Source organism: Phenylobacterium sp. (assembly GCF_016124325.1).
Lineage (GTDB): Bacteria > Pseudomonadota > Alphaproteobacteria > Caulobacterales > Caulobacteraceae > Phenylobacterium.
In genome coordinates this window covers 168,334-192,826 of sequence record NZ_WGNY01000019.1, presented here as the reverse complement: position 1 = coordinate 192,826, position 24,493 = coordinate 168,334, and the positions used below count along the sequence as shown (strand labels likewise).

Annotated in this window: 25 protein-coding genes; 20 read left to right on the top strand and 5 right to left on the bottom strand. The window is 69.4% G+C overall.

The window, feature by feature from the left end; genetic code table 11:
• Window positions 1-477 precede the first annotated feature (477 nt).
• The 4 genes from GC203_RS11720 to GC203_RS11705 all read left to right on the top strand — a co-directional run bounded on the left by GC203_RS11720 (window position 478) and on the right by GC203_RS11705 (window position 4,233).
• Complete coding sequence (locus tag GC203_RS11720) at window positions 478-1,026, top strand: RNA polymerase sigma factor (protein ID WP_293454469.1); 549 nt, start codon at window positions 478-480, stop codon at window positions 1,024-1,026.
• A gap of 97 nt (window positions 1,027-1,123) precedes the next feature.
• On the top strand, window positions 1,124-2,107 hold the full coding sequence (locus tag GC203_RS11715) for a FecR domain-containing protein (protein WP_293454466.1): 984 nt from the start codon (window positions 1,124-1,126) through the stop codon (window positions 2,105-2,107).
• Between the two features lie 203 nt (window positions 2,108-2,310).
• On the top strand, window positions 2,311-3,141 hold the full coding sequence (locus GC203_RS11710) for a glycosyltransferase family 2 protein (RefSeq protein WP_293454464.1): 831 nt from the start codon (window positions 2,311-2,313) through the stop codon (window positions 3,139-3,141).
• Between the two features lie 84 nt (window positions 3,142-3,225).
• The gene (locus tag GC203_RS11705) at window positions 3,226-4,233 is read left to right on the top strand and encodes an NAD-dependent epimerase (RefSeq protein WP_293454461.1); all 1,008 of its coding nucleotides are present in this window, start codon (window positions 3,226-3,228) and stop codon (window positions 4,231-4,233) included.
• Here the strand turns inward: GC203_RS11705 and GC203_RS11700 are convergent.
• Window positions 4,230-5,456, bottom strand: a complete 1,227-nt coding sequence (locus tag GC203_RS11700; protein WP_293454459.1) for a Xaa-Pro peptidase family protein — start codon at window positions 5,454-5,456, stop codon at window positions 4,230-4,232. The genes GC203_RS11705 and GC203_RS11700 overlap by 4 nt on opposite strands.
• A gap of 180 nt (window positions 5,457-5,636) precedes the next feature.
• Here GC203_RS11700 and GC203_RS11695 point away from each other — a divergent pair, with 180 nt between their 5' ends.
• Window positions 5,637-5,975 carry a UrcA family protein gene (locus GC203_RS11695; protein WP_293454457.1) on the top strand — a complete coding sequence of 113 codons (339 nt, stop codon included), beginning with the start codon at window positions 5,637-5,639 and terminating at the stop codon, window positions 5,973-5,975.
• Between the two features lie 65 nt (window positions 5,976-6,040).
• Here GC203_RS11695 and GC203_RS11690 read toward each other — a convergent pair whose 3' ends face one another.
• Window positions 6,041-6,517, bottom strand: a complete 477-nt coding sequence (locus tag GC203_RS11690) for a RidA family protein (protein WP_293454455.1) — start codon at window positions 6,515-6,517, stop codon at window positions 6,041-6,043.
• Window positions 6,518-7,157: 640 nt separating this feature from the next.
• On the opposite strand from GC203_RS11690, the gene GC203_RS11685 reads away from it, so the two are divergent.
• Window positions 7,158-9,776 carry a TonB-dependent receptor gene (locus GC203_RS11685; protein ID WP_293454453.1) on the top strand — a complete coding sequence of 873 codons (2,619 nt, stop codon included), beginning with the start codon at window positions 7,158-7,160 and terminating at the stop codon, window positions 9,774-9,776.
• A 245-nt stretch (window positions 9,777-10,021) separates the two neighbouring features.
• Here GC203_RS11685 and GC203_RS11680 read toward each other — a convergent pair whose 3' ends face one another.
• Window positions 10,022-11,233, bottom strand: a complete 1,212-nt coding sequence (locus GC203_RS11680) for a nucleotide sugar dehydrogenase (RefSeq protein WP_293454451.1) — start codon at window positions 11,231-11,233, stop codon at window positions 10,022-10,024.
• 31 nt (window positions 11,234-11,264) lie between these two features.
• Here GC203_RS11680 and GC203_RS11675 point away from each other — a divergent pair, with 31 nt between their 5' ends.
• Window positions 11,265-11,474: a hypothetical protein gene (locus tag GC203_RS11675; RefSeq protein WP_293454449.1), complete on the top strand. Its 210-nt coding sequence runs from the start codon at window positions 11,265-11,267 to the stop codon at window positions 11,472-11,474.
• Between the two features lie 62 nt (window positions 11,475-11,536).
• Here GC203_RS11675 and GC203_RS11670 read toward each other — a convergent pair whose 3' ends face one another.
• A complete protein-coding gene (locus tag GC203_RS11670; protein WP_293454446.1) occupies window positions 11,537-11,692 on the bottom strand; it encodes a hypothetical protein in 156 nt (51 codons plus the stop codon).
• Window positions 11,693-11,845: 153 nt separating this feature from the next.
• On the opposite strand from GC203_RS11670, the gene GC203_RS11665 reads away from it, so the two are divergent.
• The 4 genes from GC203_RS11665 to GC203_RS11650 all read left to right on the top strand — a co-directional run bounded on the left by GC203_RS11665 (window position 11,846) and on the right by GC203_RS11650 (window position 15,183).
• Window positions 11,846-12,544 (top strand): exopolysaccharide biosynthesis polyprenyl glycosylphosphotransferase, encoded by a 699-nt coding sequence (locus GC203_RS11665; protein WP_293454444.1) that lies wholly within the window; start codon window positions 11,846-11,848, stop codon window positions 12,542-12,544.
• A 155-nt stretch (window positions 12,545-12,699) separates the two neighbouring features.
• Window positions 12,700-12,942, top strand: a complete 243-nt coding sequence (locus tag GC203_RS11660) for a hypothetical protein (RefSeq protein ID WP_293454441.1) — start codon at window positions 12,700-12,702, stop codon at window positions 12,940-12,942.
• Between the two features lie 61 nt (window positions 12,943-13,003).
• Window positions 13,004-13,633: a sugar transferase gene (locus tag GC203_RS11655; protein ID WP_293454438.1), complete on the top strand. Its 630-nt coding sequence runs from the start codon at window positions 13,004-13,006 to the stop codon at window positions 13,631-13,633.
• Window positions 13,634-13,707: 74 nt separating this feature from the next.
• A complete protein-coding gene (locus tag GC203_RS11650; RefSeq protein WP_293454436.1) occupies window positions 13,708-15,183 on the top strand; it encodes an exopolysaccharide biosynthesis polyprenyl glycosylphosphotransferase in 1,476 nt (491 codons plus the stop codon).
• Between the two features lie 29 nt (window positions 15,184-15,212).
• Here the strand turns inward: GC203_RS11650 and GC203_RS11645 are convergent, their stop codons facing one another.
• Window positions 15,213-15,467 carry an XrtV sorting system accessory protein gene (locus GC203_RS11645; RefSeq protein WP_293454433.1) on the bottom strand — a complete coding sequence of 85 codons (255 nt, stop codon included), beginning with the start codon at window positions 15,465-15,467 and terminating at the stop codon, window positions 15,213-15,215.
• 292 nt (window positions 15,468-15,759) lie between these two features.
• On the opposite strand from GC203_RS11645, the gene GC203_RS11640 reads away from it, so the two are divergent.
• Genes GC203_RS11640 through virB11 form a run of 9 tightly spaced genes read left to right on the top strand, consistent with a single transcriptional unit; the run spans window position 15,760 to window position 24,473 of the window.
• Complete coding sequence (locus tag GC203_RS11640) at window positions 15,760-16,842, top strand: alpha/beta hydrolase (RefSeq protein ID WP_293454430.1); 1,083 nt, start codon at window positions 15,760-15,762, stop codon at window positions 16,840-16,842.
• Between the two features lie 57 nt (window positions 16,843-16,899).
• Complete coding sequence (locus GC203_RS11635) at window positions 16,900-17,493, top strand: lytic transglycosylase domain-containing protein (protein ID WP_293454428.1); 594 nt, start codon at window positions 16,900-16,902, stop codon at window positions 17,491-17,493.
• 4 nt (window positions 17,494-17,497) lie between these two features.
• Entirely contained in the window at window positions 17,498-17,815 is a 318-nt protein-coding gene (locus GC203_RS11630) for a TrbC/VirB2 family protein (RefSeq protein ID WP_293454425.1), read from the top strand.
• Between the two features lie 3 nt (window positions 17,816-17,818).
• Window positions 17,819-18,103: a type IV secretion system protein VirB3 gene (locus GC203_RS11625; RefSeq protein ID WP_293454423.1), complete on the top strand. Its 285-nt coding sequence runs from the start codon at window positions 17,819-17,821 to the stop codon at window positions 18,101-18,103.
• Window positions 18,100-20,487, top strand: coding sequence for a VirB4 family type IV secretion system protein (locus GC203_RS11620; protein WP_293454421.1), 2,388 nt, complete (start codon window positions 18,100-18,102; stop codon window positions 20,485-20,487). Before GC203_RS11625 ends, GC203_RS11620 begins: the two co-directional genes overlap by 4 nt.
• Window positions 20,484-21,653: a type IV secretion system protein gene (locus GC203_RS11615; RefSeq protein ID WP_293454419.1), complete on the top strand. Its 1,170-nt coding sequence runs from the start codon at window positions 20,484-20,486 to the stop codon at window positions 21,651-21,653. Before GC203_RS11620 ends, GC203_RS11615 begins: the two co-directional genes overlap by 4 nt.
• Window positions 21,653-22,423 carry a TrbG/VirB9 family P-type conjugative transfer protein gene (locus GC203_RS11610; RefSeq protein WP_293454417.1) on the top strand — a complete coding sequence of 257 codons (771 nt, stop codon included), beginning with the start codon at window positions 21,653-21,655 and terminating at the stop codon, window positions 22,421-22,423. Before GC203_RS11615 ends, GC203_RS11610 begins: the two co-directional genes overlap by 1 nt.
• Window positions 22,420-23,496, top strand: a complete 1,077-nt coding sequence (gene virB10 / locus GC203_RS11605; RefSeq protein ID WP_293454840.1) for a type IV secretion system protein VirB10 — start codon at window positions 22,420-22,422, stop codon at window positions 23,494-23,496. The genes GC203_RS11610 and virB10 overlap by 4 nt, the downstream gene beginning before the upstream one ends.
• Window positions 23,493-24,473, top strand: a complete 981-nt coding sequence (virB11, locus tag GC203_RS11600) for a P-type DNA transfer ATPase VirB11 (RefSeq protein ID WP_293454415.1) — start codon at window positions 23,493-23,495, stop codon at window positions 24,471-24,473. Before virB10 ends, virB11 begins: the two co-directional genes overlap by 4 nt.
• Window positions 24,474-24,493 lie beyond the last annotated feature (20 nt).

The window sequence follows — 24,493 nt, the reverse complement described above, 5'->3', positions numbered from 1 at the left end:
TCGAAACGATATGCGGTCGCCCGCTACTCTCCCACCGTGGGTCAATTTCATAGAGGCTGAACGCGCATCTGCATACCGCGGGCCAAGCGATGCGCCTTCCCTATGGCGTGATCGCCTTGCCGGTCTGCGATTCCGGCGCCGCCGAGCCCGATTCGGCGTCGTCGGCGCGCCCGGCGATCGGTGGTCCGTAGCGAATCAGGCAGGCGTGGAGCGTGCGGACCGCTCCCCCGCGGCCCGCACGCGTTGACGCCGCACCCCCCGTCTGCGCCGACGCCGGCGCGACGAACCCTGCGGCATCCTAGTCTAGACGCCGCCCAAGGCCCGCGCCCCCCGCTCCGGCGGGAAGTTGGCGCATCCAACGGAATGAGGCATGTCTTTCGGCGAGCACTCTCCGGCGCACGATCCGTCCATGTATCGCCTTCGTCCGACCTACGTCGCCGACCGCATGGCGGGCCCGCCGGCTTCACGCGTGCCCGCATGACGGGCCGGACGGATCGCAATCCGGGCGACGCGCCCGCGGATCCGTTGCTCGAGCTCTATCTGGAGCGGCGCGGCAACCTCTTGCGGTTCTTCGCCGCCCGTTCGGGATCCCAGGCGACGGCCGAGGACCTGGCCCAGGAACTCTACGTCAAGCTTGCCGCGCGCGATCCCACGATCACGGCGGAGAACCCCGTCGCCCTCCTCTACCGGATCGCCACCAATGTCATGCTGGACCGCGCCCGGGGCGAGGCCCGCGCCGTGGCCCGCGAGACGGCCTGGCGACGGGTGGCGCATATGGAGATCGGCGGGGAGGACGTGGCGGAGGAGGTTCCCGCGGACGACACGGTCGCCTCGCGCCAGCGTCTGCGACAGCTCGTCGAGGCCGCGGCCGAGCTCCCGCCGCAGATGCAACGCGCTTTCCGGCTCCACAAGCTGGAGGGGCGCAGCCACGCCGAAACGGCCCGGATCATGGGAATCTCCGTGAAATCCGTCGAGAAGCACATCTCGGCCGCGCTCAAGGCCCTCACCGCGAGGTTGAGGCGATGAACTACTACAAATTGCATCGGGCGACCGGGGGGTTGGGCGGTTCGGCGCCGTCTATCTGTTCGACAAGCCGTCAGCGTGGCGGCTTCGGCGCGGACTCATGATCGACGCACGGCGACATTCCGACGAGGCGCGGCGCGAAGACGCCGCCCGCTGGGTCGTGCGCCTGGAAGCCGGCGATCTCAACGACGCCGAGGCCATCGCTTTCGACGCCTGGATCGGCGGGCCGGCCAATACAGCGGCCTTCGACGAAGCGCTTGCGGTCTCGCAGGCCTACGCCGCCGCGGCGGCTCCCGTGGCCCGCAACCTCACCGATCGCCCCGCAGGCCGGACGGCCGTGGGGCGGCGCGCCGTTATCGCCGTGGGCGGCCTCGCCGCGGCGGCGGCCGTCGCGGCCGTGGTGGCGCCCGAGCTGCTGCTGGACGCCGAAGCGGTGGACTACGCGACGGCCAAGGGCGAGAGGCGCACCGTCCGGCTGGCCGACGGCTCGACGATCGATCTCAACGCGGCCACCCGGCTGACGGTCGCCCTGACCCGCGACACCCGCAACGTGACGCTTCACGCGGGTCAGGCGGTCTTCGACGTGGCGCACGATTCACGCCGGCCGTTCCTCATCGGGGCCGGCGACCGGACCATCCGGGTCGTGGGCACCCAGTTCGACGTGCGACGGCGCGACGGCCGACTGTCGGTGACCGTCGCAAGGGGCGCCGTCGAGGTGCTGCCGGCGCAGGGCGCGCAGGGCCGCGCCTACCGCCTGCATCCCGGACAACGGCTCGACCATCGAGAGGGCGACGCGTCCGTCAAGGTCGCCGCCGTGAACTCGGACGAAGTCCTGAGCTGGCGTTCCGGCCGCCTGGTCTATCGAGGGCAACCCCTCGCCGAGGTCGTTTCCGACCTCAACCAGCAATTCGAGACCCCGATCCGGATCGAGGACGCCGAACTCGCCGCCACGCCGATATCGGGCGTTCTGGTGCTCGATGATCAGGCCTCGGTCATCCGCCGTCTGGCCTTGCTGGTTCCCATACGAGCGGCGCCTTCCGGCGCGGGCGTGGTCCTGCGGCGCGATACTGCGTCGGACCGCTGACGGGATCGGAAGGTCCTATCCCGGCGCAGCCTGTCTGGACGAGCCGTGGCGGTTGGCGCGACCCCCGGCTGCGCGGCGGGGCGGCTGCATCGACAAGGTCGGCCTGCGCGTCGCTTTCTGAACGAAAAGTAAAGCTTGGCTGGGGGGCGTTTCGTGCGGGCGGCGTCTTATTCCGTGACGGGTCGGGATGGGAGCGGGTCGGCGTGGTCAGGCTGTCGGCGCTTGTCTGTGCGCAAAACCAGGACGCACAACTTTCGGAATGCCTGCGCAAGCTGGCGTTCTGCGATGAGATCGTGGTCGTCGCCGATCGGTGCACCGACCGCTCGCAGGAGATCGCGCGGCGCCACGGCGCGGTGGTGATCGACGGGATCTTCCCTCTGGAAAGCCAACGCAAGGCGGCCGGGGTCGCGGCGTGCTCAGGCGACTGGATCCTCGAGGTCGAGCCGGACGAGATCGTCGACGCCGCCCTGGCATGGGAGATCCGCGCCGTCCTGCAAATCCACAAGGCGGGCGACTGGTACGACCTGCCGATCGACAACTACATCGGCGAGGCGCTGGTCCGCGACGGCTGGACGGGCGACCTCAGCGCCCGCCGCGAGGCCCGCCTCTATCGGCGCGGGCTGAAGGCCTGGGAGCCACGGCGCGTCAACGCCCCTTCGGCCCTGGCCGGACGTCCGGGCGGCGCGCTCAAGGGCGCGATCCGCCGTCGCCTCGGCGCGGACGTCGGCGGGCTCGTCGACCGGCTCAACCGCCTCGCGGCGCTGCGCGCCGAAGATCTCGCCGACAGTCAGGAGGCCGGCGGTCCCGCTCTGGTCGGGCTGTTCCAGGCGGTGGGCGTCTTCCTGGCGGCCTACGTCGTCCACGGCGGATGGCGCGAGGGCCGTCTCGGCTTCCTCTCCGCCAGCCTCGCGGCCATGCTGCCAGTGCTTTCCCAGACGCTGGCCGGCGAGATCGCCGAAGCGCGGCGCGCGGCCGTCGAAGCCGGCGCGCGCACCGCCCAGCCCCGTGCGGTGGTGGGACTGGCCGGCCGCTAGCGGGCGCCGCGGGTCGACTTCCGCCTCGACCCTGGTTACGGAGCGCAGTCGCGCGCTGGTGCGCGGCCAGCTTGGAACGCCGCCTTGACGATCCTGGTGACCGGGTCAGCCGGCTTCATTGGCTTCCATCTGAGCCGCCGCCTGCTCGAGCGCGGCGAGACGGTCGTCGGGCTCGACAATCTGAACCCGTATTACGACCCGACGCTCAAGGCCGCCCGGCTCGCGATCCTCGAAGGGAAAGCGGGGTATCGCCACGTCCATCTCGATCTGGCCGACCGCGACGGCGTCGCGGCCCTCTTCGCCGAGGCCCGGCCTGAAGTCGTCGTCAACCTCGCCGCCCAGGCCGGCGTCCGCTACAGCCTCGAGAGCCCGCGCACCTATGTGGACTCCAACGTCGTGGGCTTCCTCAACATCCTCGAAGGCTGCCGCGCGGTTCAGCCCCGGCACCTGGTCTTCGCCTCCAGCAGCTCGGTCTACGGCGCCAACGCCAAGCTGCCGTTCGACGTCCACGACCAGGCCACCCACCCCATCACCCTCTACGCCGCCACCAAGCTGGCCAACGAAGGCATGGCCCACGCCTACGCCCATCTGTTCGGCGTCCCGGCGACCGGCTTCCGTTTCTTCACGGTGTATGGACCCTGGGGCCGCCCCGACATGGCGCTCTTCAAGTTCACCGACGCGATCCTGAGGGGCGAACCGATCGACGTGTACGGCCAGGGCCGGATGCGTCGCGACTTCACCTACATCGACGACATCGTCGACGGCTTGGCCAAGGCGATGGAAACGCCGCCCGCCGCGAATCCGGACTGGGACGCCCAGGCCGCCGATCCCGCGACAAGCTCGGCGCCCTGGCGGGTGCTCAACCTGGCCGCCAACCGGCCGGTCGACCTGATGCGCTATATCGAGGTCCTGGAGGACAAGCTCGGTCGCAAGGCCCAGATCAACCTGCTGCCGATGCAGCCGGGCGACGTCGCCGCCACCGAAGCCGATGTGGCGGAGACGCGGGCCGTCCTTGGCTACGACCCCAAGGTCACCGTCGAGGAAGGCGTCGGCCGCTTCGTCGACTGGTATCGGGGCTACTACGGCGTCTAGACCGGTTCCTCGATCGACCGCGAAGGCTGACTGAACCACTTCGGGCCGGCTTCCGTCATGTGGAAGCAGTCCTCGAGGCGCACGCCGAACTCCCCGGGGATGTAGATTCCCGGCTCGTCCGAGAAACACATGCCGGGGGCGAGCTTCGTCGCCTCTCCACGCACGAGGTTGACCGGCTCATGGCCGTCGAGGCCGATGCCGTGGCCAGTGCGGTGCGACAGGCCGGGCAGCTTGTAGTCCGGCCCGTAGCCGAGCGAGACGTAGTAGCGGCGCACGGCGTCGTCGACGCTCCCAGCGGCGGCGCCCACCTGAGCGGCCTCGATGGCGATCTGCTGGCCCTTCTGGACCTGGCTCCAGACCGTCCGCTGGCGCGCCGTGGCCTCGCCGAACACGAACGTCCGCGAGATGTCGGACTGGTATCCCTGGACTGTGCAGCCACAGTCCATCAGCACCACCTCGCCGGGCTTCACCACCTGAGGCTTGCCCGAGCCATGGGGGTAGGCCGCCGCCTCTCCAAGCAGAACCAGCGAGAACTCCGGATCGCCGCCGAGCGCCGCCGTCGCGGTGTTCATGATCCGCGCGATATCGATGGGCCGCATCCCGGCCTCGACCTTCGGGATCGTGAGGCGATAGGCGGCCATGGTGATGTCCGAGGCGTGCTGCATCAGCGCGAGTTCGGCTGGCGACTTGATCATCCGGCATCCGCGCACGATCGCCGAGCCGTTGCGCAGCGTGGCCGTCGGCAGGTTCCTTGCGAGGCCATCGACGACGAAATAGCGCGTCGTCTCCTCGAAGCCGACCACGCCCGCCCCGGCCTTGCGGTCCCGCAGCCATCCCGCCACCAGCGCCAGCGGATCCTCGTGTTCTTGCCAGGTCCGAACCTCCGCCGGCACGGCAAGCGTCTCGCGCACCGACGGCTCCTCGAAGAAGGGCGTCACGATTCCGACCTCGCCCTCGGCGGGGATGATCGCGCAGGTCAGCCGCTCGCTGCGTCCCCAGCGGACGCCCGTGAAATAGATCAGGCTTGAGCCCGGTTCGACGATCAGCGCGCTCAGCCCCTGTCGGCGCATGAGTTCCTGGGCCTTGGCAAGGCGCGCCAGCCTCTCCTCCCGTGAGATCGGTGGCGGAGCCGGCATCCGTTGCAAGCGCGGTTGGGCCCCGGCGATCCGCGGACCAGCCAGGCAGCCGGCGGCGGCGAGGGTCAGGAGTCTACGTCTGTCCATGGGCCGAAGCTCGCGCGCCTTCCCGCGCCGCTCAAGGGGGCTTCGTCGCCATATTTCGCCCGCCTGCGGCTCCTACATCGGACCACGGTCGCGAAAGTGGCCCGTTCAGGCCTCCAGAGAGAGGCCCAGATCAAAAGGCGTCGGCGCCAAGCCGCCGGCGCGAGGAAGGAGTGAATTGAGATGAACCCCCTGATGACGACCGCGCTAGCGGCGCTGGCGCTGAGCGCGCCCGCGGCGGCCATGGCCACCCCCAGCCCGACCGCTTCCCGATCGGTCGCGGTGGCGACGGACGATCTGAACGCTCGGGACCCGCTGGCGGCGTCCGTGCTGTCCGGCCGGATCGATGCGGCTGCGGCCCAGGTCTGCGGCGCCGATCGAACGAGCGTCACCGACGTGCAGCGCGCGGCCCGGCGCTCGGCCTGCTACGAGCGCGCCGTCGAGAATGCGCTCGCTCAACTGGACCCGGCGACGGCCGACGCGGTCTCCCGCGCCCGCACGCCGCGCGTTCCGCCGCCCTGAAGCCGGCGTGAGGCCGCAACGGCGCCTCGCACGCCGCTGCGGCCTCGTCGCGACCCGATTTCCGCCTACTTGGCCGGCTTGGCGGCCTGAACCTCGATCTCGACCAGGGCGCCCGGCCGCGCCAGGCCGGCGATCTGCGAGGCGATCCGGGCCGGCTTGTTCTCCAGCGGCCCGAAGAACTGGTTGTAGCCTTCCATCATGCCGGCGAAGTCCATCTTGCCGCCCTTCGCCGGGTCGCCGACCAGCACCACTCGCATCATGACGACATCGCTGAGCGTGTAGCCCTGGGCTTCCAGGATCGCCTTGATCTTGCCCAGCACGCTGATCGTCTGGGTCTTCGTGTCGCCGAGCTCCGCCGTGGCGCCCGAGCCCGACACCGGATCGGCCAGCTGCCCGCTCACATAGATCGTCTCCGATCCCGCCGGCACCTTCACCGCCTGGGAGATGAAGCTCTTCGCCGGATTGATGTGCACGTTCTGCGCGTTCGCGGCCCCTCCCAAGAGGGTGCTGGCGGCGAGGGCGGTGAACAGGATCTTGCGCATGGATATCCCCTTGGTGAGCAATCGGTCCGCCGCAGCGACGGCGCCCGAGTTTGGCACGCGGCCCGTGATGCGGCCTAGGGGGCCGCGCTCACGCAAGTCGACAGACCGAACCCGGCCTTCAGGCCAGGCTCATGCTCAGTTGAACGTCAGTCGTCGCGTGAATTTTAAGCATTCAACATGCACGATGAAATCACCGACCACTTTTCGACGTGTGAGTCAAATTATACTGACGTGCGAATTCAGTCTTCATGACCCAACACTGTGCTTCCGTGGCGAAAATTTGGTCATCCACGTTGAGGACGCCGGCACAAGATTTTGATCTGCATTGACTTGGGGCGGAGGCAGGGCGGTCCTTTCGTCATTCGCGCAGGGTCGGGACAGCGCCTGAAGGACGACACATAGGGACTTGCCTTCAGTCTGCCCCCGGGGATGACGCGACGCGTGGAGTAACCGGCGCCCAAGAGGCGTCCACGCGAAAGGCTTGGAGGGGAACGTTCACGAGGGCCCAACGTCGAAAATGAGGGGGTCCGAAGTGAAGAAATTGAATGAATCCGCGCGCGAAATCGCGCGCAGCCGCGCGCCAGCGTGGCGTGGCCGGCGCGTATGGCTGGCTGGCATCTCCGCCGTCGCCCTGACCGCCATGGGGACCGACGCCGCGCTCGCGGCCGACGCCGATGCGGACGCCGGCACATTGCAGGAACTGATCGTCACGGGCTCGCGCGCCAAGCCCCGTACGGTTCTCGAATCTCCGGTGCCGGTCGACGCCTTCAGCGCCGACGACATCGCCGGCGTCTCGGTGACCGACACCCAGGACCTCCTGAAGACCCTGGTGCCGTCCTACACCCTGACCCGCCAGCCGATCTCCGACGGCGCCACCTTCATCCGCCCCGCTAGCCTGCGCGGCCTGCCGTCCGACAAGACCCTGCTCCTGGTGAACTCTAAGCGCCGCCACCGCGCCGCGCTGGTCGCCACCGGCGGCAGTGGCGTGCAGGCGCAGGACGCCTCGCAGATTCCCGCGGGCGCGCTGAAGTCGGTCGAGGTGCTGCGCGACGGCGCGGGCGCCCAGTACGGCTCGGACGCGATCGCCGGCGTCATCAACTTCATCCTGAAGGACGATCCGGAAAGCGGCAGCCTGTCGGTCCAGGCCGGCCAGTACTACGTGCACGACGGCGAGACCGTCATCGTCAGTGGCGACAAGGGCATCCATCTCGGCGAGAACGGCTTCGCCCACATCTCCTTCGAGTACACCACCGAGCAGCCGACCAGCCGCAACGGGCCGTTCTGCAACCGCAACATCCCCAACCAGAATGCCGGCTTCTGCGTGCCGCTGTTCTCGTCGGAAACCACCGGGCCCGGCACGGCCTACACGGCCAACTACGCCCAGACCGTCGACTACGATCATCTCTTCCAGAAGGTGCCGCAGAAGTGGGGCCAGCCTGAGGGCGAGGCCACCCGCGTGTTCCTCAACACCGGCTACAAGCTGCCGGTTGGCGAGCTCTACGCCTTCGGCAACTACGGCCACAGTCGTCAGAAGGAAGACTTCAACTACCGCAACCCGGTCGACGTCGGCGCCTCCACGAACAACCTCGACGACTATGTGCGGATGGCCAACGGCCAGCTCTTCCGCGCGAACGCGATCTTCCCGCTGGGCTTCACGCCGCAGTACATCGGCAAGATCACCGACTACAGCGCCGTCGGCGGCTACAAGGGCGACGTGGGGCCCTTCGGCTTCGACCTGAGCGCACGCTACGGCTACGACGAACTGTCGTATGACCTGAACGACACGGTGAACTTCTCGCTCGGCGAGAAGAGCCCGACCAACTTCCACCAGGGCGATCTGCGGTCGGACGAATGGGCCCTGAACGCCGACTTCACCTATGCGCTGTCGGGCTTCACGCCCCAGCCGATCGACGTGGCCTTCGGCGTCGAGTACCGCAAGGAAGGCTACAAGATCGTCGCCGGCGACGTGCCGTCCTACATCGCCGGCCCGTACGCCCAGCAGGATCCCTACGACTTCTGCACCAACGAGACCGACATCACCCAGCGCACGCTGCGGCCGACTGCGCCTCAGAACGCCGGCATCGTCTGTAACAGCGCCACCCAGGTGATCGACGGACGGACCTTCACCAACCCCGTCTATGCGATCCTGGGCGTGGGCTCTAACGGCGCCCCTGGCTTCACGCCGGACTACGCGGGTCGCCTGACCCGCAACTCCAAGGCCGCCTATATCGATGCGTCGACGGACCTGACCGACCGGCTCTTCGTTCAGGCGGCGCTGCGGGTGGAGGACTTCTCCGACTTCGGCTCCACGGTCGACTACAAGGTCGCGGGCCGGTTCAAGATCAATGACATCTTCGCCGTCCGCGGCTCGGTCGGCACCGGCTTCCGGGCGCCGACCACCGGCCAGAACTTCACGACCATCGTCTCGACGGTCGTGAACAACGGTCAGCCGGTGGCCCAGGGCCTGTTCCCGGCCACCAACCCGGTGGCCAAGTTCCTCGGCGCCCAGCCGCTGAAGCCGGAAGAGTCGACGAACTTCTCGTTCGGCATGACCGCCGAACCCCTGCCCGGCATGACCCTCTCGATCGATGCGTACTACATCGAGATCAAGGACATGTTCTACGCGATCACCCCGATCACGGTGACGCCCGCCGTCCAGGCGGCGCTGATCGCGGCGAACGTTCCGGGCGCGAACACGATCGGCCAGGTCAACTTCTTCCAGAACGCCTTCGACGCCCAGGTTCAGGGCGTCGACGTGGTCGGCACCTACGTCGCCGACTGGGGCAACGGCCAGACCACCAACTTCAGCCTGGCCTTCAACTGGAACCTGCAGGTCGTCGACAAGGTGAAGGTGGTCGTCGACACCACCGGCACCACCCGCCGCTTCTTCGACGGCGAATACGTCTACGACTTCAAGCACTCCGACCCGCGCTGGCGCGGCACGCTCACGGCGGTGCACAAGATGGGCGACCTGTCCGGCCTGGCCCGGGTGGGCGTCTACGGCCCGTACAAGAACATGTTCAGCGCCACGAACCCGGTGATCCAGAAGTGGGATCCGGAGGTCTTCGTCGACCTCGAGGGCAACTGGGACGTGTCCGACAACACTCGGCTCACGCTCGGGGTGCGCAACGTTTTCGACAACCACCCCGATCCCGACAAGATCGGCGAGTCGGCCACCAATGGGCGGATCTACCGGTCCGACGCCTCCGTCGACTGGCAGGGCGGCTACTACTACGCCCGAATCAACTACACGTTCTGAGGCCCGCAAGGGTTTCGGCGGCGGGCGGCCTGCGAGGGCCGCCCGTTTCCGTTTGGGGCGAACTCGCCGCAAACAAAAAGCCGCGCCGTTGCGGGCGCGGCGAGTTCAGGGAGGAAACGCCCCGAAGGGCGCTTTGACCTTGGCCGTACTCGCGGGCCCCTAGAACCCTTCGACGCCGCGACGGCGCGATCCGCCGGCCGGGCGCCGTGTTTTCGTGCGCCATGCTCAAGACATGGGCGCCGTTGCTAGAGGCGCAGGTCCGACGCGGCCTTGGGAAACATGCCCTTCACGTCGAACAGCACCGCCCCCGGCCGCCCAAGCGCACGGGTCCGCTCCGGCCCGAGATCGACGAACTGGCGGTGGGCCACCGCCGCCACGACGCCATCGTAGGCCCCCTCTTCCGGCCGCTCCGCCAGCTCGAGCCCGTATTCCGCCCGGGCCGTCGCGGGGGCGATCCACGGGTCCCAGACGTCGACCCGCGCGCCGTACTCCGCCAGCTCGCGGACGATATCGATGACGCGCGTGTTGCGCAGGTCGGGCGTGTTTTCCTTGAACGCCAGGCCCATCACCAGCACACGCGCGCCCTTCACCGCGAGGCCCCGCCGGATCATCTCCTTGACCAGTTCGCGCGCCACATAGCCGCCCATCCCGTCGTTGATGCGCCGTCCGGCCAGGATCACTTCGGGGCGATAGCCGGCCGCCTCAGCCTTGTGGGTCAGGTAGTAGGGGTCGACGCCGATGCAGTGGCCGCCCACGAGGCCCGGCCGGAAGTTCAGGAAGTTCCATTTGGTGGCGGCCGCGGCCAGCACCTCCTGGGTGTCGATCCCCAGCCGATGGAAGATCAGGGCGAATTCGTTGATCAGCGCGATGTTCAGGTCGCGCTGGGTGTTCTCGATCACCTTGGCGGCCTCGGCCACGCGGATCGAACTGGCGCGGTGCGTCCCCGCCCGCACGACCGAGGCGTAGAGCGCGTCCACGAAATCGGCGGCCTCCGGGGTCGAGCCGGCGGTGACCTTCACGATGTCGGCGAGCCGATGGCCGGGGTCGCCCGGATTGGCCCGCTCGGGGCTGTAGCCCGCGTGGAAATCACGGTTGAACGCCAGGCCCGAGACCTCGGCCACGACCGGGACGCAGTCGTCTTCCGTCGCGCCGGGATAGACGGTGGACTCATAGATCACCACCCCGCCCGGCCGGATGGCGCCGCCCACGGTGCGGCTGGCGGCCATCAAGGCGCCGAGGTCGGGGCGCTTGTAGGCGTCGATCGGGGTCGGGACGGTCACGATGAAGACGTTGCAGCCGTCGAGAGCCGCGGGATCGGCGCTGAATGTCAGCCGCGTGGCCGCCCTCAACTCGTCGGCCGTCACCTCGAGGGTGGCGTCCCGTCCTCGCTCGAGTTCGGCCACACGATCGGCGTTGATGTCGAACCCGACGACGTCGTGCGCCTGCGCGAACGCCACGGCCAGCGGCAGCCCGACATACCCCAGACCGATGACCGCGATCCTGCTCGGCGAGCGCGTGAAAGGGTTCTGCACCATGGTGTCGCTGACTATCACGGTTCGCGCGCAAGCCGATCGGGTTCCCGCCGTCGACGTCCGCCGTTGCGCCTTGCGATACCGGCCGGCGGCGGCGAGCCAGGGGCGGCGGGACGACCGAGAGACGGCGACGGTCGCATTGACCGCCCCCCTCGTGGACGGTTAAAACGCGCTAAATATTGGGGACGAGTGGGCTTTTCGGCCTGGTGAAGCGAGGGCGCGGGCGCTTCAGGTCAACAGAGCTCGCAAGCCGAGACCGATGCAGGCCCATAGGGCGATGGAAGCACACGCGCCGACGGAAAGGCCGATGCCGATCGGCAGTCGACGGGCCGGTGCGGCTTCCGCCACTGGGCTCGCGATGTCGACGGACAGATCGGACGGCATATTCCCACTCCGGCAACGCCCTTTTCTTGGGCGGTGTCACATTAGGTACCCGCGAACGTGAAAAGTTCGTTTGGGAAATTGGCTAACGAGACGCCAATGGAGACGCGGGAGGACGTCTTCAGGACGCGTGGTCAGTTTGAGGCGTAACTTTTGATGACCGATGTCATCGCCAGACCCGCAACGCCGCCTTCCCCAGCGGAGGCCGTCGAAGACGGCCTGTCGCGCATTGCCGAAATTCCGGGCGCGGAGGCGGCTCAGCCCGCCACCAGCTGGGCCAAGCGGGCGATCGACATCATCGGCGCCAGCCTGGCGATCCTGGTCTTCCTTCCATTGCTGTGCTGCATTGCGCTGGCCATCAAGCTCGAGACCGGCGGCCCGGCCATCTTCAAGCAGCGGCGGACGGGGCACCTCGGCCGCATCTTCACGATCTACAAATTCCGCACCATGACGGTGGCGGAAGACTGCGCCAACGTCCGGCAAGCCACCAGGAACGACAGCCGCGTCACGGTCGTCGGCGCTCTGCTGCGGAAGCTCAGCCTCGACGAACTGCCTCAGTTCTTCAACGTGCTGCAGGGCGACATGTCGATCGTTGGCCCCCGACCGCACGCCCTGGCCCACGACGCCCAGTACAGCACGCAGATCGACGACTACGCCGACCGCTTCCGCGCGAAGCCGGGCCTGACCGGCCTCGCCCAGGTGAACGGCCTGCGCGGCGAAATCCGCGACCTGCGCTGCATGCGCGACCGGATCGCGGCGGACAATCTCTATATCGACAGCTGGTCGCTGGGCCTCGATATCGCGATCCTGGCCAAGACCGTGCTCGTCATTTTCCGCGATCCGCAGGCCTACTGACGGTTCCGCGCCGGCGGATTGAGATTTTATCAACCCTAACTGCAACCGAACCGCCTTCCCGGCCGAATATGGTGAAGGTCACGTGATGTTCCTGGGGCGACCGCGGTGGCGCGGCTCTTGCTTCGAGTGTCACGTGTTCGACGGGACGGTCGGGGATGTCCGGATTTGAAACGCGGTTTGGAGCGGACGACGACGCGGAGCGGATCCGCTCGGCGTTCTACGGTTTCATTACGACGCACGCATCAAGCGTCGATGGCGACGCCCATATACGAACCGAAATCGACCACGGCGGATCCCATCTCCTCGTGCGCCTCTGGAGCGCCGAAGCCATGGCCGCCTTCCTCCGCGAACTCCCCTTCGGCGACGAACGCCCCAACCGCAGGCGCTGCTATGAATAGTCTGGCGGACACTCAGGGCGCCGTGCGGACTCAGCGCTGGAGCGAAGCTGGAGCACCTTCCGTGGCGCCGATCACCGCCTCCGCGCCGCCGGCGGCCGTAGCATCCAGCCGCCGCAAGCGCGCCTTCGACATCGTCTTCGCCTTGGTGGCGCTGACGCTCTTCCTGCCGCTGCTGCTGACGATCGCCGCGCTGGTCCGGCTCGAAACGCCTGGCCCCGCGCTCTTCCGCCAGCGCCGCACGGGCCTTAACGGGCGGATCTTCACCGTCTTCAAGTTCCGCACGATGACTGTCGCCGAGGACGGCGCAAGCATCCGCCAGGCCACCAAGAACGACGCGCGCGTCACGCCGCTCGGCGGCGTCCTGCGCAAATTCAGCATCGACGAACTGCCCCAACTCCTCAATGTGCTCCGCGGTGAGATGTCCCTGATCGGGCCGCGTCCTCACGCCGTCGCCCACGACGAGACCTGGGGCAAGATGGTTCCCGGCTACGACCGCCGCTTTCGCGCCCGGCCGGGCCTTACGGGCTATGCGGCCATCTGCGGCTTCCGCGGCGAGGTCAAGGAGCTCCAGGCGATCATCGACCGCGTCGAATCGGACAACGAGTACATCGACATCTGGTCGTTCGGGCTCGACATGAAGATCGTCTGGCGGACGATCCCGCTGATCTTCGACGACACCCGGGCGTACTGACCCTTCGCCATGCGATCTTAACCGATCGCTCAGGCGTCTGTCCTAGGGTCCCGCCGAAAGGTGGGGATGCCAGAATGGCGGACGATACGGGCGCGCACAGCGCCATCGCGGACATCGAGATCACGGAACCGCAGCACCGTCGCGGACCGCTCCGGCCGGAACGCCTGCAAAGCGTCCGCTCGCGTGTTTCGGGCGCGGGCCTCGCACGGCTGTTCCAGCTGGGCGACCTGACCGGCCTCGCGCTCGCCTCCTTCGTCGCCGGCCAACTGATGCCCCTGCCCGGCGCGATGCTGATCGGGGCGCCGTTGCTCGCGATCACCCTGCTCGTCGCCACGGGCGCCTACTCCATGAGCTCCCGGGAACGCACCCGGCGACGCTTCGGCCGTCTGCTGATCGCCGCGGCCGCCGCCGCCGGCGGCGCCGGCACCGTCTGCGGACTGCTCGACCCGACCTTCCCGGCCATCGGTTGCGCAATGTGGTTCGCGGCCGGCTCGGCGGCGCTGATCGCCACCCACAGCGCGTGGGGACTGGTTCTGGACGGCCTGCGCAAACGCGGGCGCCTCACGCCCAATCTGATCATCGTGGGCGGCACCCCGGCGGCCCAACGCCTGATCCGCCGCGCCATCCGGACGCGCGACGTCAACATACTGGGCGTCTTCGACGACCGTCGCGACCGCGTCGGGCCGGACATCTGCGGCGTCCCGGTGCTCGGCAAGACCTCGGACCTCATCGACCACCGGATCCTGCCGTACGTGGATCGGATCGTGATCACGGTGCCGCCGCGCGCCAGCGCCCGCATTTCGCAACTCCTCGAACGGCTGGCGCCGATCCCCAACCCGATTTCGCTGCTCCTCGAAGACACCGATCTCGACACCGAGGCCCAGGCCGTGGGCCGCATCGCCGACTTCGACCTGATGCAGATTTCCGGCCCGTCCGAACGGTCCGGCTACCTGCTCGCCAAGCGCATTCTCGACGTGACGCTCAGCATCGCGGGCCTCATCGCCCTGGCGCCGCTGATGACCGCGGTGGCGATCGCCATCAAGTTGGACAGCCCTGGGCCCGTCTTCTTCCGCCAACGTCGCCACGGCTACATGAACGAGGAGATCGTGGTCTGGAAGTTCCGCTCCATGCGGAGCGAGGCTTCCGACTTCAAGGCGGCCCGTCAGGTCACGGCCGATGACGATCGCGTCACCCGCGTCGGCCGCTTCATCCGCAAGACCAGCCTCGACGAACTGCCCCAGATCTTCAACGTCCTGTCCGGAGAGATGTCGCTGGTGGGCCCGCGGCCCCATGCGATCGGAATGCTGAGCGGCGGGGCCGAGGCCTCAAAGCTGGTCGAGACCTACGCCCACCGCCACCGGATCAAGCCGGGCCTCACCGGCTGGGCCGCCGTGAACGGCTCGCGCGGTCCCGTCGATACGGCCGAGGATGTGCGCCGGCGCGTCGCGCTCGACCTGGAATACGTCGAGCGGCGCTCGTTCTGGTTGGACGTGTCGATCATCCTGCGAACGGCGCCGTGCCTGCTCGGAGATTCCGGCGCCGTGCGTTGAGGCCCGGTCGGGCGCGCCCGACCGCCGGCCTAGCGGCGGGGGAACTTGAGCCCGAAGGGCTTCAGCACGAGGGCGATGTAGACCAGAACGCCCAGCACGATCAGGAACGAGATCAAGCCCTGGCCCTGGTTGCCCACGTAGTTGGCGACCGCGCAACCGACAGCGGGCGGCAGGTAGTGCAGGATGGTGTCCTGCGGCTCGCCCGGCTGCACCGAGCGGTGCAGGAACAGCACGACCAGCCCGCCGAAGATCGCCACCGTGATCCAATCGTAGACCGTTTCCACGTGGTTGCTCCGTCCCTCGACCGTCCGGCTAACTACCATCCGGGCCACTATCCGCAAGAGCGCGTGATCCACGCGCCCGGCTCAAAACCACACGCATGGTGCGCTACTTCGAGGCGTGGAGCAAAGGTCATGCCGGAACCTTGGCGGACGGTCAGTCGGAGAGCGGCGGCGCTCGCGGGACGCACGAATTGTCCCGCCGGCCCACATCGAGGATGGGCATCTACCGCCCCGCGGGCCTAGACGTCATTCTGACACGCCCGTCGCCGGGCGGAGCGGAAGAGGAGCAGCGCGCGTGCCGATCCGATGGCTGTGGACGATGGCGATCGGCGCCGCCGCCTGCCTCGGCGCCTGCGACAAGGTGTTGTCGTCCGACCTGACCGGCGCCCAGGCCCCGGCCACGGCCGCCCACTGGGTCTCGCTGTCCGACGGACGACGGTTGAACCTCCAGTGTTCCGGACGCGGCGCGCCCACGGTCCTGTTCGAGGCCGGCTATGGCGCCACCGCCGCCGCCTGGACCTCGGTCCGCCTGCGCCTTGCCCGGACCACGCGGCTTTGCGCCTACGATCGGGCCGGATCCGGCCTCAGCGACCCGGGGCCGCTTCCGCGCGACGGGGAAGCGATCGCGCGCGACCTCGACGAAGCGCTGCGCGCGGAGGGGATCGGGGGGCCGTACATCGTGGTCGGCCACTCTGCGGGCGGCCTCTATGGGCGCGTCTTCGCCGCCCGGCGCGCGGGCGAGGTGGACGGGCTGATCCTGCTCGATCCCACCGTGGAGCACCGCGCCGAGCCTTCGGCCGACGGCCTGGACGGCCAGCGGCAGCGCGCGCGGCGTTGCCAGGCCGTCGCCGAGGCCGTCGCGCCCCAAGGCGATCCGCGCTGGAAGGGGTGTATTCCCGACAACCTGACCGCACAGGCCTTCCAGTTCGCCCGGCAGCCGGGCGCTTGGCTCGACCAGCTGTCGGAACTGGACAATCTCTTCGGCCGGACGTCCGAGGAGGTCGCCCGGGCCAGACCCGCCATCGCCGCCATCCCGGCCTACGTGATCACCGCGTCCGACACCGCAGCGGCCAGCTATCAGCCCGATATGCCCCGCTCGATGTGGGAGCTGCAGCACCAGATGCTCGCCGGCTCCTTCCGCACCGGCTGGCAGCAGACGGTCCTCTCCTCGCACCTCATCATTATCGACCGCCCGGAGGTGGTCGCGGCCGCCGTGGAGCAGATGGTGGCCGCCAGCCGCGAGAAGCGGCTGCCCGAACCGCTGCCGCCCAGCGAGGATTGGGGCCCGCAGCGCGACGATCCGTTTGCGCCGCCAGACGCCGGCGACGCCGGCCTGACGTCCTCGCAGCTGTTCCGGCTGGGCCGCGAGCAGGACTGATCTGGCCGCGCCACGTCCGGATGAGCTAAGGTCGCGGCCTCAAGTCGGGGCACATGCATGGCTCGCCAAGGCCGATCGCTTTCCGTTTCCGTCGCGGCTCTCGGCCTGCTCGCCGTGGGCGCCGCTCCCGCGGCGGCGCAGGTGCTCACCATCGGCGACGACGGCAGCGTGACGACTGTTTCCGCCCCCTCGATCTTCACGGACGCGGGCGTCCAGCCCATCGCGCCACCGGCCGAGGCGGCCCGGTTCGCGCCGGCCGAGGTCGCCAGGGCCATCGAGGAATCGGCCGCCCGCCACGCCGTGCCCACCTCGCTGGTCGAGGCGGTCGCCTGGCAGGAGTCACGTTTCAATCAGGCAGCGGTTTCGCGAAAAGGCGCCCGCGGTGTCATGCAACTGTTACCTAAGACCGCTAGCGACCTCGGCGTGGATTCCTCCGACCTCAAGTCCAACGTCGATGGCGGCGCCGCGTACCTGGCCCAGATGATGCGCAGGTTCGGAGACGTGAAGCTGGCCCTGGCGGCCTACAACGCCGGTCCCGACGCCGTCGTGCGCTATGGCGGCGTGCCGCCGTTCGCCGAAACCCAGACCTATGTGCGCGCAATCCTGGCGCGCCTGGCGGCCGCTTCGGCCCTGGGCGCCAGCGCTGAGTGAGAACATGAAGAAAGCCAATCCCTCCGCCCTCCTCGCGCCGCCCCTTCTCGCCGCGCTTTCGGCCGCACCGGCCCACGCCCAGGTCGCCGCCGATCCGGCGGGCTCCTCGCCGCTGCTCGCGGCTCTCAACTGGGTGCAGGGCACTCTGCTCGGCAACGTGGCCACCAGCGCCGCCGTCATCGCCGTGGCGGTCGTCGGCTTCATGATGCTGACCGGTCGCATCGAGTGGAAGCGCGGGCTCACGGTCATCGTCGGCGCCTTCATCATCTTCGGCGCCGTGTCGATCGTCGCCGGCATCCGCTCGCTGGCCCAGGGCTTCTGACCGATGAGCCGCCTCGCCTCCGACCCCGTCTTCGCCGCCCTGACCCGGCCCCAGATGATCGGTGGCGTGACGTATTCCTACATGGTGCTGAACCTGATCGTGACGCTCGAGGCGTTCCTGATCACCCGGTCGTTCTGGACGCTTCTGATCGCGGTGGTGATGCACGCGGTCGGCTACGTCGGCTCATTGCGCGAGCCCCGCTTCTTCGATCTCTGGATGACGAAGCTGCGGACCTGCCCGCGCGTCCGCAACTTCGCCTTCTGGGGCGCCAACTCGTACCGGCCGTGACCGCCAGCTTCCTCACCACCGCCGCGGCCAAGATCCTGGCCCCCCGCGAGGTCGCCATCGGCGACCGCCTGCCCTATGTGGCCCACGTCGACGACGTCACGCTTAGCACGCGCGACGGCCTCCTCGTTCAGACGCTGCACCTCGCCGGCTTCCCGTTCGAGACGGCGCCCGACGAGGAACTGAATTATCGCAAGACCATCCGCGAGACGGTGCTGCGCGGCGCGGCCAGTTCGCGGCTCGCCGTCTATCACCACGTGGTTCGCCGCCGGGTGACGCCCGCATTCCCGCCGCCGCCCGAGGAGCCGTTCTGCTACGGCCTCGACATGCGCTGGCGCGAACAGCTCGCCAGCCGCAGGCTCTACGTCAACGACATCTTCCTGACCGTCGTGCTGCGGCCGACCCAAGGCCGGGCCGGCGTCATCGAACGTATCCTCAAGGGCGCCCGCGCGCGCAGCGCCGACGTCAGCCGCGACCTGCGCGAGCTCCACGCCACCCGCGAGGCCTTCGCCGCGGCCCTGGCGCCCTATGGCGCGCGGACGCTGGGCCTCTACGCCGCAGCCGGCGGCGCGCAGCGCTCGGAACCCGCCGAGTTCCTGGGCCTGCTGCTGAACGGCGAGCTGCGCCCCGTGCTGGCGCCCAGCGGCGACTTCTCGCACGCCATCGCCACCCGTCGCCTCAGCTTCGGCCTCGACGCGCTGGAATTCGGCCCGGGGACCTCGGGCGCCCCGGCCTTCGGGGCGATGATCTCGCTGAAGGACTACCCCGCGCGCACCGCCCCAGGGCTGCTGGACGGCGTGCTGCGCCTGCCCACCGAAATGGTGCTCACCGAGAGCTTCTGCTTCGTCGATCGCCAGGAGGCGCTGGACCGCATGGGGCTGGCGCTGCGCCGGCTGCGGGCCGCCGAGGACGACGCCTTCAGCCTGCGGGGCGAACTGGCCCAGGCGCGCGACGACGTGGGCGCCGGCCGTGCGGCCTACGGCGAACATCACCTGACGATCATGGCCAAGGCCGACACCTTGGACGATCTCGACGCGGCGATGGCGGACGTCCAATCGGCGCTGGCCGAAGCGGGCGGTGTCGCGGTCCGCGAGGACGTCAACACCGAGCCGGCCTTCTGGGCCCAATTCCCTGGCAACTTCAAATATATCTCGCGGAAAGCTCTGATTTCGGCCGGCAACTTCGCGGGCCTCGCCAGCTTCCACAACCACCCGATGGGCCAGGCCGACGGCAACCATTGGGGGCCGGCCATCGCCGTGCTCGAGACCACGGCGTTCGGCCCCTACCACTTCAACTTCCATCACGGGGATCTCGGCAACTTCACGGTCATCGGGCCGTCGGGCTCGGGCAAGACCGTGCTGCTGACCTTCCTGCTGGCCCAGGCCGAGCGCCTGAAGCCGCGCATCGCCTATTTCGACAAGGATCGCGGCGCCGAGCCGTTCATCCGCGCGGTGGGCGGGCGCTACGACGTGCTCTCGCCGGGCGAGCCCACCGGCTTCAACCCGCTGGCGCTGCCCGACACGCCAGCGAACCGCGCCTTCCTGGCCGAATGGGTCGCCCAGCTGCTCACCACCGAAGGCGAGACGCTCGATTCCGAAGACCGGGCGATGATCGCCGACGCGATCGACGCCAACTTCGCCCAGGACCCGGCCCACCGCCGCCTGCGCTATCTGCGCGAACTGTTCCGGGGTGCGCGGCGCCCCAGCATGGGCGACCTCTCCGCCCGCCTGGCCGCCTGGTGCGAGGGCGGCGACCACGCCTGGCTGTTCGACAACCCCGAGGACCACCTCGACATCGAGACCCGCATCCTGGGTTTCGACATGACCAAGCTGCTGGACTCCCCGGCCATCCGCATCCCGGCGATGATGTACCTGTTCCACCGTCTGGAGCAGCGGCTGGACGGCAATCCCGCCATGTTCGTCGTCGACGAAGGCTGGAAGGTGCTGGACGACCCCGTCTTCGTCCGCCGGATCAAGGATTGGGAAAAGACCATCCGCAAGCGCAACGGGCTCGTGGGCTTCTGCACCCAGAGCGCCTCGGACGCGCTCGACAGCCGCATCGCCTCGGCGATCATCGAGCAGGCGGCCACGCAGATCTTCTTCCCCAACGCCCGGGCGAAGGCGGCCGACTATGTCGACGGCTTCGGCCTGACCGAGCACGAGTTCGAGCTGGTCCGCAGCCTGCCGGACACCTCGCGCTGCTTCCTGATCAAGCGCGGCGACCACAGTGTGGTGGCGCGCCTCGACCTGACCGGCCTGTCGGGCGAGTTGGCCGTGCTCGCGGGCACCGAGCGGGCGGTCCGCCGGCTCGATGCCCTTCGTCAGCAGTTCGGCGACGAGCCCTCGGCCTGGCTTCCGAGCTTCATGGAGGGGCGGAACGCGGCATGAGCAGCGCCTGCGCCACCCTCGTCGACGCGGGCGTAATCCGGGGCGTCCTGGCTACGGTCGACTGCCAGACGCGAGCCTACGCCCAAGGCGGCTATCTGGCCCTGACCCAGGGGTCTCCGGTCTTCCAGACCGCGCTGACGGCCCTGCTGACCATCTACGTCGCCCTGTTCGGCTACCGGATGCTGTTCGCCCAGGGGAATACGCGGCTGTCCGACGCCCCTCGGATCGCGCTGGCGGTCGGCGCGATTCTCGCGCTGGCGACAAGTTGGTCCACCTTCCAGGCGCTGGTGTTCGACGTCGCCGAGCGCGCGCCGCTCGAGATCGCCGCCATCGCCTCGTCGCCATGGCAGGAAGGCGGCCGCTCGTCGCTCGCCTCGGATCCGGTGGCGGGCCTGGAGACCACCTATCGCGAACTCAGCATGACCGCGGCGAGCTACGGCAAGGTCGCCGGCGTCGACGCCAAGGCCTACGCCAGCCCGCAGGCCGCGGCCGCCGAGGCGGTGTCGCTGGCGAGCGGCCTGCTCTTCTTCTCCAGCGTCGGCGTGATCTCTGCGGCCACGCTGGCCATCGGCATCCTCACCGCCGTCGGCCCGGTGTTCATCGCGCTGGCGCTACTGCCCGCGACGCGCGGCGTGTTCGTAGGCTGGGTGCGGGCCCTGCTCGCCGCGGCCCTCACGCCGCTCGTGGGCTGGTTGCTCCTTGTCATGATGCTGACGGTCATCGAGCCCTGGCTGACCGCGCTGGCCGACCAGCGCGCGGCCCAGCAACTCCAGCCCCAGACCGCCATCAGCACGGCGGCGCTCGTGTTCGTCTTCGGCGCCGCCCAGGCGGCGCTGGTCCTGGGCGCCTGTGTCATGGCGCTGGGTTTCCACCTGCCACGTAGCGCGCAGAGCCGGGGCGGCGGATCCGCCGAGCCGGGCCGCGCCATCCCAGCGCCGGCGCTTGCCGGCGCGGCCGTACAGCCCTCGCGGGCCGAGCGGCTGGCGTTCGACCTCCAGCGCGACGTGGCCCAGAGCGCCGCCCGCACCCGCGCCGCGTCGCTGGCCGCCACGGCCGGCGCCCAGCGCACCGCCGTCTCCGTCAGCCTGGGCGATGCGCCGGCGCGGCTCGGCGACACCTATCGCCGCCCGTCCGTGAACGGACGGCCTGCCGGAGCGGCCCGATAATGCGTATTCCCGCCCTCGCCTCCTCGGTTGTCGTCGCCATCGCGCTCGGGGTCGCCAGCCCCGCGGGCGCCGTGCTTCCGCGTCCGGGCCCTGGCGACCCGCGCATCTATGTGGTCGACTACGAGCCCTCGCAGGTCGTCGAGGTCCACGGCGTCCTCGGCTTCCAGCTATCGCTGGAGTTCGATCCCGCCGAGCGCATCGAGAATGTCGCGATCGGCGATTCCCTCGGCTGGCAGGTGACGCCCAACAGGCGCGCCAACCTCCTGTTCCTCAAGCCGATGTCGCTGCGCCCCGACACCAACATGACGGTGGTGACCAACCTGCGGCGCTACAACTTCCAGCTCAGTGTGGCGCGCAAGGCGCCCAGCCGCGTGATCCCCTTCACCATCCGCTTCATCTATCCGGCGCCGGCCGTGGCCTATGTCGAGCCGCCGCCGCCGCCCGCGCCGCCGATGGAGGCGAACACCGCCTACTCCTACGCTGGCTCGCCCAAGAACCTGCCGGTGAAGGTGTTCGACGACGGCCGCGACACCTATTTCACCTTCGGCGTCCAGGACGACATGCCGGCGATCTTCGCGATCGACGCCGACGGCGGCGAGGCGGTGGTCAATACGCGGCAGCGCGACGGCTATGTGGTGATCGACCGGATCGCTCGCGGCTTCGTGCTGCGGCGGGGCAAGGAAGTGACCCGCATCTATAACGACGGCTTCCGCGTCGAGGAGGCCAGCACGCTCAAGGAGCGCAAGAAGGAACCCTGGTGGCGGCGATGACGCGCAAGGAACCCCCGAAGGAAGTCAGCCCCGTGTTCGCCCGCGCCGCCACGGCGGCGCCGCGCGTGCGGGCCGGCGAGTCGTCGTGGAGCCTGTGGGCCGGCGTGGCGGGCGCGGGCGTCCTGGGCTTCATGGTCTTCAACGGCCTGAACAGCGGCCGCATGGCCAACGCCCAGACGCCGGCCCCTGCGCCGCAACCGACGCCGGCCGCCGCGCCGGCGGCGCCCGTCCCCGCGCCGACCCCGGCTCCGGCCCCGCCGCCGCCCGCGCCGATGCCCATGGCGCCGCTCGCCCCCGCGACCGATCCCAACGAGGCGCACTGGCGCGCCCCGACGGTGGTGGTCGACATGGGTCCGGCCCAGAGCGGCGCGGCCCTGCAGGTCGCCCAGGCCGCGACCACCCCGCCAGGGCCCGTGGCCGCGGCCGCCGGCGGCGCGCCGGAATCTGCGGACGAGCGCTTCGTGGCCCGCCTGACCGGCAACAACAGCGACGTGGCCCGCGCCACCCAGATGTACAATCTCGGGCTGGTGGTCCCGCAGGGCACGGTCATCGACGCCACGCTCGAGACGGCGATCGATTCCGACCTGCCCGGCTCGGTCCGCGGCGTCGTCAGCCGCGACGTCCGCAGCTTCGACGGCTCCCGGGTGCTGATCCCGCGCGGCTCCAAGCTTATCGGCCAGTACAAGAGCGCCGTCGCCGCCGGCCAGACCCGCGCCTTCGTGGTCTGGACGCGGATCATCGACCCCTCCGGCGTAACCATCGACGTCGCGTCGCCGGCTACCGACCGCCTGGGCCGCGGCGGCCTCGACGGCAAGGTCGACACCCACTTCTTCCGCCGGTTCGGGGCCTCCATCCTGCTGTCGGTCGTGAATGCCGGCGCCACCGCGCTGGCCAACAGCGCCTCCGACCGCAACACCACGCTGGTGATCACCTCGCCGACCCAGGCGAACCAGGTGGCCGAGGCCGCTCTGCAGAAGCAGATCGACATCCCCGACACGATCCGGGTCGCCCAGGGCGCGGCCGTCCAGGTGTTCGTCGCCCGCGACCTGGACTTCTCCGGCGTGGCCCGATGACCGCCAACGTCTATCTCAGCGCCTACCTGGCGCCGCTTTCGCCATGGCTTTCGCGGCCCGACGTCACCGACGTCCTGGTGAACCGGCCGGGCGAGGTCTGGGTCGAGACGATCGGTGGCGCCATGCAGCGCGAGGCGGCCGAGCAGCTCGACGAGGTGGCGCTCCAGCGCTTGGCGCGACAGATCGCGGCCGCCAGCCACCAGGGGGTCAACCGCGAACAGCCCCTGCTGTCCGCCACCTTGCCGGATGGCGCGCGGGTCCAGGTGGTGTCGCCGCCGGCCACGCGCGGCGGCCTGGCGCTGGCCGTGCGCAAGCACCAGATCTCCGACCTGTCGGTTGGCGATCTCGCCCGCGACGGCCTCTTCGATGTGGCCCACCGCACCGACGCCAACCGCCAGGCCGCGGCCGACGCCGAGCTCGAAGCCATGCTCGAAGCGGGCGACCTCGAAACCTTCCTCAAGGCGGCGGTGCGCCGGCGCAAGACAATCGTCATCTCGGGCGGCACCGGCAGCGGCAAGACCACGCTGCTCAACGCCCTGGTCAAGGAAATCGATCACGGCGAGCGCTTGCTTGTGATCGAGGACGCCCCCGAAGTCCGTCTCGACCATCCCAACAGCGTGGGTCTGGTGGCCGTGCGCGGCGAACTGGGCGAGGCGCGCGTCGACGCCGACACGCTGCTGGCGGCAGCCCTTCGGATGCGCCCCGACCGCATCATGCTGGGCGAGCTTCGCGGCAAGGAGGCCTTCGCCTTCCTGCGGGCGGTCAACAGCGGCCACCCAGGCTCCCTGACGACGGTGCACGCCGACAGTCCGGCCGGCGCGCTCGACCAGATCGCGCTCCTGGCCCTGACCTCCGGCGTCGACCTCGGCTGGGACAAGGTCCAAGCCTACGTCGACCGCGTGATCGACGTGGTGGTGCAGATCGAGCGCGCCGACGGCGCGCGGAGGGTCACGGAAGTGCGGTTCCGCCCGCGCTGATCTCGGCGACCGGGCGCGGA

Coding starts and splice junctions, on each gene's coding strand:
- GC203_RS11715 (WP_293454466.1), top strand. CDS start 1,124: ATGATCGACGCACGGCGACATTCCGACGAGGCGCGGCGCGAAGACGCC.
- GC203_RS11625 (WP_293454423.1), top strand. CDS start 17,819: ATGAGCCGCCTCGCCTCCGACCCCGTCTTCGCCGCCCTGACCCGGCCC.
- GC203_RS11650 (WP_293454436.1), top strand. CDS start 13,708: ATGGCGGACGATACGGGCGCGCACAGCGCCATCGCGGACATCGAGATC.
- GC203_RS11695 (WP_293454457.1), top strand. CDS start 5,637: ATGAACCCCCTGATGACGACCGCGCTAGCGGCGCTGGCGCTGAGCGCG.
- GC203_RS11700 (WP_293454459.1), bottom strand. CDS start 5,456: ATGGACAGACGTAGACTCCTGACCCTCGCCGCCGCCGGCTGCCTGGCT.
- GC203_RS11610 (WP_293454417.1), top strand. CDS start 21,653: ATGCGTATTCCCGCCCTCGCCTCCTCGGTTGTCGTCGCCATCGCGCTC.
- virB11 (WP_293454415.1), top strand. CDS start 23,493: ATGACCGCCAACGTCTATCTCAGCGCCTACCTGGCGCCGCTTTCGCCA.
- GC203_RS11675 (WP_293454449.1), top strand. CDS start 11,265: ATGACCGCGATCCTGCTCGGCGAGCGCGTGAAAGGGTTCTGCACCATG.
- virB10 (WP_293454840.1), top strand. CDS start 22,420: ATGACGCGCAAGGAACCCCCGAAGGAAGTCAGCCCCGTGTTCGCCCGC.
- GC203_RS11630 (WP_293454425.1), top strand. CDS start 17,498: ATGAAGAAAGCCAATCCCTCCGCCCTCCTCGCGCCGCCCCTTCTCGCC.
- GC203_RS11660 (WP_293454441.1), top strand. CDS start 12,700: ATGTCCGGATTTGAAACGCGGTTTGGAGCGGACGACGACGCGGAGCGG.
- GC203_RS11685 (WP_293454453.1), top strand. CDS start 7,158: ATGGGGACCGACGCCGCGCTCGCGGCCGACGCCGATGCGGACGCCGGC.
- GC203_RS11690 (WP_293454455.1), bottom strand. CDS start 6,517: ATGCGCAAGATCCTGTTCACCGCCCTCGCCGCCAGCACCCTCTTGGGA.
- GC203_RS11635 (WP_293454428.1), top strand. CDS start 16,900: ATGGCTCGCCAAGGCCGATCGCTTTCCGTTTCCGTCGCGGCTCTCGGC.
- GC203_RS11670 (WP_293454446.1), bottom strand. CDS start 11,692: ATGCCGTCCGATCTGTCCGTCGACATCGCGAGCCCAGTGGCGGAAGCC.
- GC203_RS11615 (WP_293454419.1), top strand. CDS start 20,484: ATGAGCAGCGCCTGCGCCACCCTCGTCGACGCGGGCGTAATCCGGGGC.
- GC203_RS11665 (WP_293454444.1), top strand. CDS start 11,846: ATGACCGATGTCATCGCCAGACCCGCAACGCCGCCTTCCCCAGCGGAG.
- GC203_RS11720 (WP_293454469.1), top strand. CDS start 478: ATGACGGGCCGGACGGATCGCAATCCGGGCGACGCGCCCGCGGATCCG.